This is a genomic window from Loigolactobacillus zhaoyuanensis, from assembly GCF_003946385.1.
Classification (GTDB): domain Bacteria; phylum Bacillota; class Bacilli; order Lactobacillales; family Lactobacillaceae; genus Loigolactobacillus; species Loigolactobacillus zhaoyuanensis.
Genome location: NZ_RHOE01000007.1, coordinates 22,709 through 38,362, shown reverse-complemented (window position 1 = coordinate 38,362; position 15,654 = coordinate 22,709). Strand labels below are relative to the sequence as shown.

The 15,654-nt window shown below is 42.9% G+C and carries 16 protein-coding genes; 13 read left to right on the top strand and 3 right to left on the bottom strand.

From position 1 onward, the window contains the following. Positions 1-57 precede the first annotated feature (57 nt). The 3 genes from rho (at position 58) to EKM76_RS02735 (ending at position 2,558) form a co-directional block, all read left to right on the top strand. A complete protein-coding gene (gene rho / locus EKM76_RS02745) occupies positions 58-1,350 on the top strand; it encodes a transcription termination factor Rho (RefSeq protein ID WP_125549146.1) in 1,293 nt (430 codons plus the stop codon). A gap of 167 nt (positions 1,351-1,517) precedes the next feature. Continuing rightward, positions 1,518-1,790, top strand: coding sequence for a type B 50S ribosomal protein L31 (locus EKM76_RS02740; protein ID WP_125549145.1), 273 nt, complete (start codon positions 1,518-1,520; stop codon positions 1,788-1,790). Positions 1,791-1,877: 87 nt separating this feature from the next. Further along, the gene (locus tag EKM76_RS02735) at positions 1,878-2,558 is read left to right on the top strand and encodes a hypothetical protein (protein WP_125549144.1); all 681 of its coding nucleotides are present in this window, start codon (positions 1,878-1,880) and stop codon (positions 2,556-2,558) included. Positions 2,559-2,569: 11 nt separating this feature from the next. Here the strand turns inward: EKM76_RS02735 and EKM76_RS02730 are convergent, their stop codons facing one another. Next, complete coding sequence (locus tag EKM76_RS02730; RefSeq protein WP_125549143.1) at positions 2,570-3,799, bottom strand: multidrug efflux MFS transporter; 1,230 nt, start codon at positions 3,797-3,799, stop codon at positions 2,570-2,572. A gap of 330 nt (positions 3,800-4,129) precedes the next feature. Here EKM76_RS02730 and EKM76_RS02725 point away from each other — a divergent pair, with 330 nt between their 5' ends. From EKM76_RS02725 to EKM76_RS02705, 5 genes are all read left to right on the top strand, one after another. Beyond that, positions 4,130-4,690: a LemA family protein gene (locus tag EKM76_RS02725; protein WP_125549142.1), complete on the top strand. Its 561-nt coding sequence runs from the start codon at positions 4,130-4,132 to the stop codon at positions 4,688-4,690. 157 nt (positions 4,691-4,847) lie between these two features. Continuing rightward, positions 4,848-5,621 carry a hypothetical protein gene (locus EKM76_RS02720; RefSeq protein ID WP_125549141.1) on the top strand — a complete coding sequence of 258 codons (774 nt, stop codon included), beginning with the start codon at positions 4,848-4,850 and terminating at the stop codon, positions 5,619-5,621. 101 nt (positions 5,622-5,722) lie between these two features. Next, the gene (locus EKM76_RS02715) at positions 5,723-6,784 is read left to right on the top strand and encodes a D-alanine--D-alanine ligase family protein (protein WP_125549140.1); all 1,062 of its coding nucleotides are present in this window, start codon (positions 5,723-5,725) and stop codon (positions 6,782-6,784) included. 92 nt (positions 6,785-6,876) lie between these two features. Further along, complete coding sequence (locus EKM76_RS02710) at positions 6,877-8,259, top strand: UDP-N-acetylmuramoyl-tripeptide--D-alanyl-D-alanine ligase (RefSeq protein WP_125549139.1); 1,383 nt, start codon at positions 6,877-6,879, stop codon at positions 8,257-8,259. Between the two features lie 250 nt (positions 8,260-8,509). Continuing rightward, the gene (locus tag EKM76_RS02705) at positions 8,510-10,093 is read left to right on the top strand and encodes a DEAD/DEAH box helicase (protein ID WP_125549138.1); all 1,584 of its coding nucleotides are present in this window, start codon (positions 8,510-8,512) and stop codon (positions 10,091-10,093) included. Positions 10,094-10,270: 177 nt separating this feature from the next. Here EKM76_RS02705 and EKM76_RS02700 read toward each other — a convergent pair whose 3' ends face one another. Further along, positions 10,271-11,314, bottom strand: a complete 1,044-nt coding sequence (locus EKM76_RS02700) for a D-alanine--D-alanine ligase family protein (protein ID WP_125549137.1) — start codon at positions 11,312-11,314, stop codon at positions 10,271-10,273. A gap of 457 nt (positions 11,315-11,771) precedes the next feature. On the opposite strand from EKM76_RS02700, the gene acpS reads away from it, so the two are divergent. The 5 genes from acpS to EKM76_RS02675 all read left to right on the top strand — a co-directional run bounded on the left by acpS (position 11,772) and on the right by EKM76_RS02675 (position 14,736). Beyond that, positions 11,772-12,131 carry a holo-ACP synthase gene (gene acpS / locus EKM76_RS02695; RefSeq protein ID WP_125549136.1) on the top strand — a complete coding sequence of 120 codons (360 nt, stop codon included), beginning with the start codon at positions 11,772-11,774 and terminating at the stop codon, positions 12,129-12,131. Then, positions 12,131-13,264, top strand: a complete 1,134-nt coding sequence (gene alr / locus EKM76_RS02690; RefSeq protein WP_125549135.1) for an alanine racemase — start codon at positions 12,131-12,133, stop codon at positions 13,262-13,264. The genes acpS and alr overlap by 1 nt, the downstream gene beginning before the upstream one ends. 88 nt (positions 13,265-13,352) lie before the next feature. Continuing rightward, positions 13,353-13,607 (top strand): hypothetical protein, encoded by a 255-nt coding sequence (locus EKM76_RS02685; protein ID WP_125549134.1) that lies wholly within the window; start codon positions 13,353-13,355, stop codon positions 13,605-13,607. Between the two features lie 28 nt (positions 13,608-13,635). Beyond that, positions 13,636-13,992: a type II toxin-antitoxin system PemK/MazF family toxin gene (locus tag EKM76_RS02680; RefSeq protein ID WP_125549133.1), complete on the top strand. Its 357-nt coding sequence runs from the start codon at positions 13,636-13,638 to the stop codon at positions 13,990-13,992. 225 nt (positions 13,993-14,217) lie between these two features. Further along, a complete protein-coding gene (locus EKM76_RS02675; protein ID WP_125549132.1) occupies positions 14,218-14,736 on the top strand; it encodes a DUF2798 domain-containing protein in 519 nt (172 codons plus the stop codon). 173 nt (positions 14,737-14,909) lie between these two features. On the opposite strand, the gene cbpA is transcribed toward EKM76_RS02675, so the two are convergent. Next, complete coding sequence (gene cbpA, locus EKM76_RS02670; RefSeq protein WP_125549131.1) at positions 14,910-15,548, bottom strand: cyclic di-AMP binding protein CbpA; 639 nt, start codon at positions 15,546-15,548, stop codon at positions 14,910-14,912. Positions 15,549-15,654 lie beyond the last annotated feature (106 nt).

Below are 15,654 nucleotides of genomic sequence, written 5' to 3'. Positions count from 1 at the left end.
GCCATAATCTTAGCGCCTTTTTTACACGCGCTTAATTTGAATGAACGGGGTAACTTAATGAGTGACTTTTTAACCATGGGTGAGTTGGAAAATAAAACCCTGAAAGAAATTTATAAATACGCGCAGGATTTTAAAATTGCCTATTACAGTCAAATGAATAAGAAAGAATTGTCATTGGCTGTTTTACGAGCACAAGCCAAAAAACAGGGTTTTGTCTCGATGGAAGGTATTTTGGAAATTGTTAGTAGCGAGGGTTTTGGTTTTTTACGGCCAATTAATTATGGCCCATCGCAGGAAGATATCTATATTTCCGCTTCGCAGATTCGCCGGTTTGGCTTGCGCACGGGGGACAAAGTAGTGGGACGCGCACGGCCACCTAAGCCTAGCGAGCGCTACTATGGTTTGATGCATGTCGATACAGTTAATGGAAAAGACCCAGAAGAGGCCAAGCAGCGGTCGCATTTTCCGGCGTTGACGGCGTTATACCCAGAAAGACAGATTCATTTAGAAACCACTGAACAGCAATTATCGACTCGTTTGATCGACGTTTTTGCGCCAATTGGATTCGGTCAACGGGGTCTGATCGTTGCACCACCGAAAGCTGGGAAAACGAGTTTGTTAAAGGCAGTTGCTGCCGGTATCGCACAAAATTATCCTGACGCTTACTTGATCGTGTTGTTGATCGATGAGCGGCCGGAAGAAGTGACTGATATTGAGCGTTCGGTAAAAGGCGACGTGGTGTACTCGACTTTTGATCAGCAGCCCGCTAACCATACCCGCGTAGCTGAATTAGTGTTGGAACGGGCAGAACGTTTAGTTGAAGATAAGCAAGACGTGATCATTTTGTTAGATTCGATCACGCGCCTAACGCGAGCGTATAATTTAACGACGCCGTCTAGTGGACGAACGTTATCTGGTGGGCTTGATCCTGCGGCATTTTATCGACCAAAACGCTTTTTCGGTGCGGCGCGTAACATTGAAGAAGGTGGCAGTTTAACGATTTTAGCGACAGCCTTAGTCGATACGGGTAGTCGCATGGATGATATGATCTACGAAGAGTTCAAGGGTACCGGTAACTTAGAATTGCATCTATCGCGTGAATTGGCCGAGCGGCGTATTTTCCCAGCCCTAGATATCAAACAATCAGGTACGCGCAAGGAAGAATTATTATTAGATAAAGCAAAATTAGACGCATTGTGGAAGATTCGACGCTCAATGACCGGCGATGCGTTAGAGTATACGGAGCAACTGTTACGCTTCATGCAGCGTACGTCAGATAATAAAACGTTCTTCGAAAATTTGGATAAATTAAGCTTTAAAAATCAACGACCGAGAAATTATCATCACTAATTGCAAAATTAAACGGCGCATGGTATAGTTTATTGGTTGTGTAACAAAATCATCTCTGTTTCGCAGGCTGGCTTAGGTTTATTAAAACTAGTTAGGCTGTTTCCGGCTAACTAAAGTTGTTATAAACGCTAATGTTAGTATGATTCAGGGCAAAGGAGCGAATAGTAATGAAAAAAGGAATCCATCCAGATTACCATCCCGTTGTTTTCCGTGACTCCCAGACAGGTTTCCAATTCTTGTCCGGCTCAACGAAAACATCAGCCCAAACGGTTGAATGGGAAGACGGTAACAGTTACCCATTAGTTTTAGTTGAAATCAGTTCTGACTCACATCCTTTCTACACCGGCAAGCAGAAGTTTACGCAAGCCGACGGTGCAGTCGATCGTTTCAACAAAAAATATGGTTTTGCCGATACCAATGCAGCACCAGGCAAAGACTAAGCAATTGCAATGGACGTCTGATAAAACTTTTGTTTTGTCAGAGGTCTTATTTTTTTACAAAATAACTCTAAGTCAAAGGTGATTTGATTGAAAAAATGGCGTTTTTATAATTATTTATTGGCTTTTATTATCATTTCAATGGTGTTATCACTGTCGTTTACGGTGGTTGCTGTATCGACAGTGCCAGTTACCGGCCGCAGTAAGCAATTATTTCTATTACTGGAAATCGTGTTGGGCATCGGCATTTTGTTGTTGCCACAATTAGTTGCTAGGCTAGGTCACTTTAAATTGCCAGAAATTCTGTATATTTTATTTCTGTTGTTTATTTATGGCTCGGTATATTTAGGGACGGTTTATCAGTTTTATAGTCGCGTACCGCACTGGGATAAAATATTGCATGTCGGTAGCGCAATGTTGCTAGGCTGCCTAGGCTATGCGCTGATCGGTATTTTTGTTCGCGGTAAGCAATTGACCCAATTGTCGCCGGTATTTATGGCGATTTTTGCCTTTACTTTTGGACTATCGATTGGTGTTTTTTGGGAGTTCTACGAGTTCGCTTTTGATGGTCTGCTAGGACTGAATATGCAGCGTTTCATGGCTCATGGTGTGTTATTGCGTGGTCGGGCGGCTTTGATCGATACGATGGGTGATCTATTTGCCGATGCGCTGGGAACTTTTGCGGTCGCGCTACTAGGGTATATGGGAATTCACCGTGATGTTCATTGGCTAGATAAATTCATGTTTCATAAAATCGCGCCAAAAAAATAATCGTTGACTGTTTAAGTCGGACGATTATTTTTTTTAATTCGTAGTGGCTTGGTGCTGTGCCAGACCCAAACAAAATTGACGAATTCTAGGGCGGCGGTGGTGAAGAAAACACCGTTGTAGCCGAGAAATCCGGAAATACCAGAACCGATCAATGGACCAGAAACTTGGCCGACTGATTGGAAGGACTGATTATAACTGAATATTCGACCGGCAACAGTGTGTGGTGAGTATTTGGCTAAAATCGTTTGGACGGCCGGCAGTAATGCAGCATCTGAGATCCCAACAAAAATACGTAAAATTGCTAGTTGCCAAATATTAGTCACAAAACCTTGCGGCAAATAAATCAAGGTGGCAAAGATCAGGCCCAGCAGCAAGATTCGCTGGGTGCCAATGCGATCACCGAGCCGACCAAATTGCGGGGCGGCGATCAAGGTGGCGATCCCTGGTAGTGCCGCCACGATTCCGCTAATTAGTGGGACATTACCGTGATTATGCAACAATTCGCGTACAAACAAACTGATAATTGGACTGATCGAATTATTGGCCGCCATAATGAACATAGTGGTAACGAACATACCGATAATCAACTGGGGATGCGGTAGCTGGTGCATAATTTCTTTAGCCGGGAGTTGCTGTCCTTTTTCCACAGGCTCAAAAGATTCATGAACAAAAAAGAGGCATAAAATAAAGCCAGCAGCCAGTAAGCAAGCAGTGATCAAAAAAGTAACGCGATAGCCAAAAAATCCGGCAATGGTGCCACCGAGTAAGGGCCCGATCATTTGACCAGTAACGCTGCCGGTGGATAACGTGCCTAGGGCTTGACCGCTTTTTTCTCGTGGCGCGGAGGTGGCGATCAAAGCGTTGGCGTTACTAATGAAGCCAGAAAATACACCTTGCAAGGCACGTAAGGCGACTAACTGATAAACGTTGGTAACAAAGGCCATTGCACCCATGACGATCGCCATGCCGGCGGAAGCGCGAAGCAACATGAGTTTGCGGCCTTTGCGGTCAGCTAGGCGACCCCATAACGGCGAAACGACGGCGGTGACTAAGTAGGTGGCGGCGTATGTTAAACCGCTCCAAAAATTAAGTTGCATATGGGAGAAGTGACCTAGTGTATCAATGTATAGCGACATGAACGGCAGCACTAAGCTAAATCCCATTCCCGCCATGAAACAACCGAACCAAAGGACGTAAAGGTTTTGTTGCCATTGCGGGCGTTTGCGCTGAACCGAGTTCAAGCGCTCACCTTCTTTCTGAAAAACAAGATAATTATATGTTAGCACGATTAAGGGAAAATAAAAGTGCTACTATTCCACAGTTAGTGGTAAAGCGATTTGTAAGCGTCGTTATCGAATCTAACCGACTTAGACCATTCAAGAAATACAGTGAGATTTCAGTGTCATTTAGACACCATAATTTAACGATGACCTTAATTGACAAGTGACAGCGTATCTGTGACAATTAATGCAAATAGAACGGGGCGGATATTGGTTAAGTATTTTTAGCGCCGATCGTTCTAGCTAATGAATTTTTGTACTTTCAAGTAAATAAAGAAAAGAGGGTTTGCGATGTTGTGGATTATTTTAGTTGCGATCGTGTTAGCCGCGGTCGTCGTTATTGGTTATATCGGATTTTATAACGGCCTAGTTCGAAGCCGTAATTGGACAGCTGAGGCTTGGAGTCAGATCGACGTCCAACTGAAGCGCCGGAATGATTTAATTCCTAATTTAGTTGAAACAGTTAAGGGTTATGCGAAGCATGAACAAGCAACCTTAGAAAATGTGATCGCCAAACGTAACCAATTAGCACAGGTACCTAGTGATGATCACGAACAAACCATGGCAGTCTCCAATCAGCTTTCGGCTGGCTTAAAGGATATTTTTGCGTTATCAGAAAGTTATCCCGATTTAAAAGCCAATCAACAATTTGGGCAGTTAATGGATGAATTAACGAATACAGAAAACAAAATTGCGTATGCGCGGCAATTATATAATTCAAGCGCAGTTAATTATAATAATAAAATTCAAACTTTTCCAGGTAATGTACTGGCACCAGCGCATAATTTCCAAAAAATTGATTATCTAGCAACGCCGGAAACCGAAAAAACGGCGCCTAAAGTTTCGTTTTAATAAAGCAGTCAAACTGTGGCAAAAATTTTGTCGCAGTTTTTTTGTCTTTATTACAAATTTTACCAGGATATTTCAATTGGCTGAATACGATGCCTTTCCAATCTTTTCGTAGTACAATGAAATAAGTATTGGTCAAATGTGATGTGGAGTGGGGATTATGAGTGTGGATGTTGTATACGTCCATTTAGAGACGGTTTCTAACTTAATATTGTCTTATGGTATCAGTTTGCAAGACTTTGCGGGTGCGTTGCCACGGGTGCCGCACCATTTGTTGTTGCTAACGCCAGCGGACCTAGATGATGAGGTTGATCCGCACACAGGGTTCAACGTTATTTCTGGTGCGCCAACAATTGCCTCATACCTGACCGATCCACATTTATTAACGCATAAGTGGATCGATTTTGCGCACGAGTTATATTTGGAGCAGGTGACGCCCAACGAAGTGGCACAGCTGCTTTATTTGGGGCACGCCTATACACATTTAGAATCGCCATTTTACTATAAATTACAAAATGACTATGTATACCTGGACTTACCTGATGGCACCGTTAAAACGTATTACCGGCATTTGCCACAATTTTATACGGTACTCAATCGTAGTCTACGCCGCCATTTACAAGAAAAATATCCCGACCTACGCTTCTTATTTCGGCGGCGGTCACAGGTGCAGGACATCGATCCGGTGATTTTACAACAATTACAGCCCTTATTCATTGATGGGGCGTTATTCTCGTTTGAAGATATTGATATCCGGCAAAAGGAGATCCACATTCCGATTCTGTACTTGAATAGTCGATTTAAGTTGGTCAACGATGATTGGCATAGCGCAGATCAGGAGCGGGTAGCCGAGCTGATCTATGATCATGGTATAAAAAAATGGCGTTTAAATGTGATCAACGAAGCGGCTTTTGCTAACCAAGGATTACTTTAGAAAATTAATAAATTAAAATTAAAAATTGTAGATCAATGACCTAAATTTAATGGACTAGGCCAGACGTAATGTTTTTCTACATTTTAGAAAGCAGGGCGCGTATGCAGATCTATCTACTTTATGGCGGTCAAAATGCAGAGCATGATTCGTCGATTGCTTCAGCCTTTGCGGTCATTCGCGCAATCTATTTTAAATACTATTCAGTTTGTCCGATCTATATTACCAAAACCGGCGAATGGCTACGTGGTGCAACCTTACACGAACCGCTGACTGATGTGGGCGAGTTACGGTTGGTTGCTGGCGCTACGGCTCAGTTTGGTGGCACCGTTAGCCAGTCCACTGGTATCGATATTCGGCCTGGTGAATTAGTGGTTAAAGATGCAGTAGTTTTCCCGATGATGCATGGTCAAAATGCTGAAGATGGCACAATTCAAGGCTTATTGCAGTCATTGGGAGTTCCTTATGTCGGTGATGGCGTGTTGGCCAGTGCTGTCGGGATGGATAAAATTGTCAGTAAAATGCTTTTTCAGCAAGCTGGTATTCCCCAAGCACCCTACGTACCACTGCTGAAAGCCCAATGGCAGACGGAAACAGAAAAAATTTTAGCACGTTGTGAAGGCTCCTTACTGTATCCAATGTATGTTAAACCGGCGAATCTAGGTTCAAGCTTAGGTGTCAGTCGTGTAGCGGATCGGACCGCCTTGATCGCGGCGATTGAAGAAGCTTTTAATTTTGCCTCGCGGGTGCTAGTTGAACAGGGTATCGTCGCTCGGGAAATCGAGTTAGGTTTATTGGGTGATGCCGAGTTGCGATTTAGTATTCCAGGCGAAGTCGTTAAGTCGTCTGATGGTGTTCGGCAATTGCGCGAACAGTTGGAGATACCGGCTAGCATTGATCCGGAGATCTTGGCCAAAATGAAGCAGTACGCACAACGGGCTTATGCAATTATGGATGGTTCAGGTCTGGCGCGTTGCGACTTCTTCTTAACGGCTAACGGTGACGTTTTATTGAACGAGATCAATACGATGCCAATGTTCGATCAAGACGCAATGTACCCGCAATTATGGCAAAAAATGGGTCTTAGCAGTGGTGACTTGATCGAAGAATTAATTCAGCTGGCTAGTCATCGATTTAAACGGCAACAAGCGCAACAGAACTTTTAAATGGCTGATGGCTATATTTTGGGAAGAATGCTGATAGTGAGATAAATTATTAGCGAGAATTCACTTTAACTATAAGTAGGAGTTTTTAATCTATGAAAATGCAACTTGCAGAAATTGCCCAGGCAGTGGCCGCAGAAAATGATTATTCACGCTGGCAGGATTTAGAAATTAACAGTGTTGCTTTCGATTCACGGCAATTGACAACTGGCGCACTCTTTGTACCTTTGATCGCCGCAAATGATGGTCATGATTACATTGGCAATGCCCAGCAAAACGGTGCAATTGCAGCTTTTTGGCAATTAGGTCATCCGGGAAAACCAACTGATTTTCCTATTTTAGAGGTGCGCGATCCGCTTCAGGCCTTGCAACAATTAGCCAAGTATTACTTGAATAAGTTGGATCCACGTGTCATTGCGATCACCGGTAGTGATGGCAAAACAACGACCAAAGATATGACGGCCGCGATTTTGGCACCACATACTAATTTGGTTAGAACACAAGGCAATTTTAATAATGAAATCGGCGTACCAGTGACGATTTTGAATATGAGTACGAATACTGAAACCTTGGTCATTGAAATGGGAATGGATCGGCCAGGACAGTTAGACTTTCTTAGTCGCTTAGTCGCCCCGGATATTGCCATCATCACCATGATCGGCGAGGCACATATTGAATTTTTTGGTACCCGTGATAAAATTGCTGACGCCAAAATGGAGATCACCCACGGCCTAAAAGAAGACGGCATTTTGATTTATGATGGGGATGAGCCTTTATTGCGTGACCGAGCGGCAACCTTAGCGCAGCGGACTAAAACTTTTGGTCAGCAACCAACTAATGATTTATATCCAACATCGGTTACAGCTGATAGTAAGCAACTTGATTTTACTGTGAATCAGTATCCAGATACTGATTTCCATTTGCCCTTATTGGGAACTTACAATGTGAATAATGCGATGGCTGCGATCACGGTGGGTGGATTATTCCAGATTCAACCGCAGCAAATGCAGACGGCTTTAGCTAACTTTAAATTGACCAAAAATCGAACGCAATGGTTAACCGGTGCGCAAGGCGAACAAATCCTCAGCGATGTTTATAACGCTAATCCAACAGCAATGATGGCAGTACTACGCGCATTTGTGGCTGTGCCAGTGAAGGGCCAGCATATTGCAGTGCTCGGCGATATGCTGGAGCTGGGCGAACAAGCACCAGCACTACACGCCGGAGTAGCGCAGGCTTTAGATCCGGCCACGATCGATCAAGTTTATTTATTAGGTCCACAAATACAGGCATTAGCTGATGAATTAGCTGAAAATTCGGCCTTCAATGGTCGTGTTCATTATTATCCGCTGAATCAAAAAGCAAGATTGACCGCTGACCTTTTAGCAACGCTCACGGCTGATGATGCCGTATTGCTTAAAGCGAGCAACGGTATTCATCTTGACGAAGTAATGCGTGCTTTGCAGAACAGAGATTAATTGATCTGAGATCGCGGTAATTATTATTTGGCTTTTATTTGTTGCCAGTATAGGCCGGGCAAGTGGCAGTAATGATTATCATAACGGTTTCATGAAAATAAATTGTTGGAAAGATTTGTTTTTACTTGTTATTCGTGCTAACATAGTAAAGATGCAAATCAGAAAGCATTAAATATTTTTTGCAAGGCAGACGCGAATGGGATCGGGAACTGTTTTGCAAATTGTTTAACAGACCCGAGGAGGAAACTATTTGAAATTCACAGAATTAGGTTTAGATCCAGAGTTATTAAAAGCAGTCCAACGCCAAGGCTACGAGGAAGCAACTCCTATCCAGGCAGAAACAATTCCATTGGTACTAAGCGGTGTTGACGTTATCGGCCAGGCCCAAACTGGTACTGGTAAAACGGCAGCTTTCGGCTTATCTATTTTACAAAAAATTGATCGTGAAAATCCCAATGTTCAAGCATTGATCATTTCACCAACGCGTGAATTAGCCGTACAAACACAAGAAGAACTTTATCGCTTAGGCCAAGACAAAAAAGCCAAGGTCCAAGTAGTATACGGTGGCGCTGATATCGGTCGCCAGATTCGTTCATTAAAAGAACATCCACAAATCATTGTCGGCACACCAGGCCGCTTACAAGATCATATTAATCGCCGGACGATTCGTTTAGATCATGTCCAAACATTAGTACTTGATGAAGCAGACGAAATGCTCGACATGGGCTTCTTAGAAGATATTGAAAAAATTATCAAGCAAGTGCCTGAAGAACGGCAAACGTTGTTATTCTCAGCAACGATGCCAGCAGCGATCCGTAAAATTGCAGATCGTTTCATGCATGATCCCAAAATGGTACAAATTAAGGCGAAAGAATTAACTGCTGATTTATTGGCACAATTCTACGTACAAACTAAAGAATTTGAAAAGTTTGACGTTATGACGCGTTTATTCGACGTTCAAAAGCCTGAATTAACGATCGTCTTTGGTCGGACAAAGCGCCGGGTCGACGAATTATCTAAAGGTTTACGTGCTCGCGGTTATAATGCTGAAGGTATCCATGGTGACTTATCACAGCAAAAACGGATGAGCGTTTTACGTTCATTCAAAGCTGGTCGTTTAGACATCTTGGTAGCTACTGACGTTGCGGCTCGTGGTTTGGATATTTCCGGTGTTACCCACGTTTACAACTATGATGTACCGCAAGATCCAGATAGTTATGTTCATCGTGTTGGCCGTACTGCACGTGCGGGGCACAAGGGGACTTCGATCACTTTCGTAACGCCTAACGAAATGGGCTACTTGCGGACGATTGAAAAGTTAACTCGTCTGAAGATGCAACCATTGAAGGCACCAACAGCTAAGGAAGCGCTCCAAGGCCAGTTGTCTTCAGCAATCGAATCAGTTCATGCAATGATCGATGATAAAGATTTGAGTAATTATGAAGCCCAAGGTGAAAAATTACTTGATCAATATACACCATTGCAATTGGCTGCTGCTTTACTGAAAAACGTCAGTAAAGATGACGCAACCGAAGTGCCGGTTAAGATCACTCCAGAACGCCCATTACCACGGCGCAGTGCTGGCGGCGGTCATGGCGGCAGCAACGGTCGTCGTAGTGGCGGTGGCTATCGTGGCGGTCGTCGTAATGATCGTGATCGTCGTGGCGGTAGCAGCAATGGCGGCAGTCACAGTGGTAGCGGCAGCAATGGTGGCGGACATAGTGCCGGCGGCCATAGCAGCAGTAAATCACGTGATAATCGTTATGATCGCAAGAAGCGCTTCGACAAGAAAGATGGCGGCAAGCGTAACTACACGGTTCAAACACACGCTTAAATATGAATTTAGCATATAGATTGGAGTTACAACATAATTTAATTATGTTGTAACTCCTTTTTTTGACATAATTTTTAGGAAATTCTATTTATAAAAATAGCACTGCCTGACAATTAATTTTGTCGGCAGTGCTATTTTACTGATTCAGTATTATTTTACATCAAAATGAGCTTTGAATTATTTTGCTTCATATAGGGCTAATTTACCTTCTACGATTTGTTCACACAAATCAGGGTAACTGATACCAGCTGCAGCCGCTTCCTGTGGTAAAAGTGAAAGTGGCGTCATACCAGGCAATGAGTTGCCTTCGATGACATAAATGCCTGATTCATTCCAGAGAAAGTCGATCCGGCCATAGTTAGTTAGACCTAAGACATTCATTGTTTGAACAGCGATAGCCTGCATTTCATCGTGCACAGCACTAGGAATGTCTGGTGGTGTTTGGAAAGTGGTCTGATTTTCTTGGAATTTATGTTCAAAATCATACCAACCATCATTGACGATAATCTCAATTGCTGGCATTGCGACGCCATTGACAACGCCCATTGAGAATTCACGACCCTTAATGAATTCTTCGATCACGACCTCATCATCGAAGCGGAAAGCTTCCGGTAAAGCAGCAGTTAATTCAGTTTGATCTTTGGCAATTTTCATACCAATACTAGAACCACCATTTGATGGTTTAACCACAACCGGAAAACCAAAGTCGATTTTTGGAGCCGGCTGACCTTTTTTAACTGCCACGTAGCCAGCGGTCTTAATGTGATTATGCAATAATAGTTCCTTAGAGATCTTCTTATCCATTGTGACACCAGATGCCAACGAGCCGCTACCAGTATAGCGAATACCGAACAGGTCAAAAGTAGCTTGTACCTTACCGTTTTCACCGTCTTCGCCATGTAAAGCGAGGAAAACTATGTCAGCCGCGCTACAAATTTCAAGCACGTTTTTACCAAACAAACCTTTGGTGCCATCAGTCCGTAAGGCGTCAATGGCTTCGTTAGTTAAAATTTCATCGCTGATCGCATAGTTTGTCGTCGTGTCATTCCGCTGAAAAACATCAGTGACTGTTTTGACGTCGCTTAAATCGTCGCCTAAAAACAGGTCAATTAAAACGGCCGCATGCCCCTTTTGGCGCAATGCGTTAGTGATTTTGGCGCCAGATGATAGGGAAACATTACGTTCTGGGCTGTGTCCACCCGCAAGTACAACAATCTTCATAAGTTAAGCCTCCGTATTATATTGAACCTAAAGTTTACCATAAAATCGCGTTAAACGGTAGTTGGCAGCGTTTTAAATCTAATTAAAATTTTTAAAAGGACTTTTTTCTGAAATAAATTGTTATTTAAATCGCTAGTTTCTGCAAAGGTCTAAGAAATTTGCTAAAATGTACAAGTATATACATAGTGTTGTTTGTACTTCAAATTATTTTTAGTCAATAAACAACCTAGTGAAGTAGAGCCATGTTTTTGACGAGCGAGGTTGCGGCCGTCAAAATGGACATCGCCCGAAACATCAAAGTTTATTGACGAATTGGGTCAATAAACAACCTAGTGAAGTAGAGCCATGTTTCTTGCGGCACGGTTTTTGCCACAAGAATGGACATCGCCCGAAACATCAAAGTTTATTGACGGATTGGGTCAATAAACAACCTAGTGAAGTAGAGGAGCTGAGTGTGTTGATTTTTGGAATAGGTGTTGATATAACTGATATTGCGCGAATTCAAGCCGCTCAGGCTAAGAATAGTCAATTTAAAACGCGCGTATTGACCATTGCTGAACTGGCAATCTATGATACACTGGCACCTAAGCGGCAAGCAGAATATCTAACTGGGCGTTTCTCGGTTAAGGAAGCATTCGGTAAAGCGCTGGGTACGGGTATCGGTAGTGTTAGTTTTCTTGATATTGAAGTGCTCGACGATCCGCTTGGTAAGCCAGTGGTCACGAAGAATCCATTCGCAGGCCAAGCACTGGTTTCAATTTCACATACCGATACTTTAGTGATGTCGGAAGTTATTTTGGAAAGAGGGACCGACTAATGATCAGTGGATTACATCGACCAACAAAATTAGTGATCGATCGGCAAGCGATCAAGGCGAATATTCAACAGGAAATACAACGATTACCGCAAACAACTGAACTATGGGCAGTGGTCAAGGCGGATGGTTATGGCCATGGTATGGTGGCTGTTGCAACCACAGCTAAGCATGCTGGGGCTACAGGTTTTTGTGTGGCCATTTTGGATGAGGCGCTGGGGTTGCGTCAGGCTGGATTTACGGAACCAATTTTAGTTTTAGGTATTACTAGTCCCGAGTATGCTAAATTAGCGGCTAACGCACATATTTCGCTCTCTGTTGGCACGCAGGATTGGTTGGCAGCTGCATTGCCAGTATTACAGTCAGATAATGTTACAGCCAGCTTAGCCATTCATTTTGCGGTAGATAGTGGTATGGGCCGAATTGGCTTTCGTGAGTCGGCAGCATTGCAGCAGGCTGATGCCTATTTGCAGCAACATCAGGAATTTAATTTAGAAGGACTTTTCACGCATTTTGCGACTGCAGATGAGCAAGATACGGCTTATTTTGAACAGCAGGTGGCAGCGTTTCAGCAAATGCGTCAAGCGCTAGCCAGCGAGCCACGCTATGTCCATGTTTCTAATTCTGCGACTAGTTTGTGGCATGATGCATGCAATGGTAATATGGTGCGTTTTGGTGTGGCTTTATACGGGCTTAATCCTTCAGGAGCTGTTCTGCAGCCGCCGTATCCGTTACAGCCAGCATTAAGTTTTACGACTGAATTGGTTTTTGTTAAGCAGATTCAAGCTGGAGCAGCTGTCAGTTATGGGGCTACATATCATGCGCAGCAGGCTGAGTGGATCGGCACAGTACCAGTTGGTTATGCCGATGGCTGGCAACGGCGACTACAAGGCTTCCACGTCTTAGTCGATGGCCAATATTGTGAAATCATTGGGCATGTATGCATGGATCAATTGATGGTTCGCTTGCCCAATAAATTGCCGGTTGGGACCAAAGTTACCTTAGTGGGTGTCGATGGTAGTCGAACGATTACGTTGCAGGATGTAGCGACTTATGCAAAAACGATTCATTACGAAATTACTTGTAATCTAAGTCCACGGGTTCCGCGGGTTTATTTGCCTGAAAAATCAATGTAAGCGAAATTGTCTTTTATTTCGTGAGTAAGCGTGGTACTATGATGTGGACAATGTCTTACATTGATGGGCTTTTTTGGAGGTCATGAACATGGAATTAAAAGTAAAACAACCGTTGTCGGGGGCTAATAGTCAGGCAATGTTGCAACAAGTCGATTTATTTTGTGATTATTATGGGATGACCGAAATTGACTTGAAAAATGAAAATGGGCGCACTTTTTTTAAAGCGCATCAAGCAAAATTAGATTCCCTCGCGCAGGGTTACGCCGAGATGGCATCTCTGAACACAGAAATATGTGCGGAATTCTGTAGTTGTGAAGAAGAGGCCGCTCTGCGTATCCGTTAGTGTGACGGTATCGGTTAGGGGGTGCTGATTGGAGCTAGTTGTTAAGCGCGGTGACATATTTTTTGCGGATCTTTCACCAGTGGTAGGTTCAGAACAGGGCGGAATGCGCCCTGTTTTAGTGATACAAAATAATATTGGCAATCATTACAGTCCAACTGTGATCGTAGCGGCGATCACCGCCAAAATTCAGAAACCAAAAATGCCGACACATGTCGGGATAAAGGCACGGCAAACTGGGATCGAAAAAGATTCTGTAATTCTATTAGAGCAAATTCGCACGATCGACAAACAGCGCTTACGCGATAAGGTGACCCATTTGGATGATGATGTGATGGCTCATGTTGATGAAGCATTGTCAGTTAGTGTCGCTCTAAAAAATCTTTAATACTTAGTACGTTGTGATTGGATTCATTTCGTAACACCTTTAGAAATTAACTTACTTAGTTTGAACGTCCACAAGGCAGGAGGCTGCTAAGTGGGCTTTTTTTATGCTCGCGACGTAACGTAATAGAAATGTAATTGTAATGTAAATGTAACTTACACGAAGCTTTAATTTTGTGTATACTGACCAATGTTGCTTAAAAACAGGAATAGGAACAGGAGAAATAATATGCCACGTAATTGGAAAGAAGAAATTGTATTTACTGCCATTATGGCTGGACTGATGGTGTTCGTTATGGTCTGTTATAATGTTGTGTTAGTTCAAGGCTTTACTAAAGGATTTTTATTAAATTCGCTTAAAGAATATCCTGGCGGCTTACTTGTCGCTATTGTGTTGGATCTACTAATTGTTGGTCCAATCGCAAAAGGTTTAGCATTTAAGTACATCATTAACGATTATATGAAAAAGAATGTGGTTCTGATCGGAATCACGATTTCAGTAATGATGGTACTTGGTATGGTTTCATGTATGTCATTGTTTGGAATGATCATGTCGCATAGCTTAGGTGGTAATATTTTGGCTACCTATGGTCATACATGGATTTTTAACCTAATCGTTGCGTTACCGCTACAACTGCTTATTGTCGGCCCGATCGCTCGCTTTGTTTTAGGTAAAATGCAAGCATCTGCAGATAAGGTAAGCCAAGTGAGCGCTGAACATAAAACAACAACTGAAAAAATCGACTAAGCTAAACGGTCATGCCACTATCTCACTGATAGTGGTTTTTTTGTGCAATAAATAAGCTGGATGCCGATCTAAAAGCTAACCCAGAGTAGTTAGACAACAAAATAGGCTGTTTATTTTCCGTAGTGTACAGAAAGTAAACAGCCTATGATTTAGGGCCTATAGTGAGTTACTACCTATTCAGCGCGCAGATCTTCAACTTCAGGTACCGTAAATTCTTTGCGTTGGAGGTGATCGATAATTTTATGCAAGGTAGCTTCTGAAGTATCAGCAGGTAGTGTGAATAACGTACGCCGGATTGCTCCGCTTGATTGAGAATCAAGGGTGATGCAATTGACGATCGACACATAGCGCGAAATGATCCGCGACATGTCGGTTAAGTCGCCACGTTCGCCAGTTGAAGCGACGGTCAATACGTAGCTGCCAACGTTCACGTTCCAAGACTGTGATAACATGGTCATTAAATGATTATGAGTTAAAATACCATAAAAGTAGTTTTGTTGATCTAACACAGCGACATATGGTAAATCTTTGATCGTGAAGAAAACTTTGAAAAAGGGTGCATCAACGGGAATATATTTAGTCGCGTTTTTAAGTAAGTAAGTAACAGGTAGGTCCATTGCGCCACCACGGGATTTATGGCGATAGATATGCATTTTATAAATGTTACCACGAAAAATCTGGCCGGATGCATCAAGGATTGGTACGCAGCGATAGCCAGTATCTTCCAAAATAGCTAGGGCCTCGGCCAAGGTTGCCGTTTCTTTGATGCTGGTGACTTGTTCCTTAGTTTGCACCATTGATTTTAATAACATGCGTTTTGCCTCCAGATTAAATAATTCTCATTTTGTTTATACCATATCATAATATATAATCGAGTAATAGACCACCACCCAGTTTAATAAATTAGAGGATTTTAAT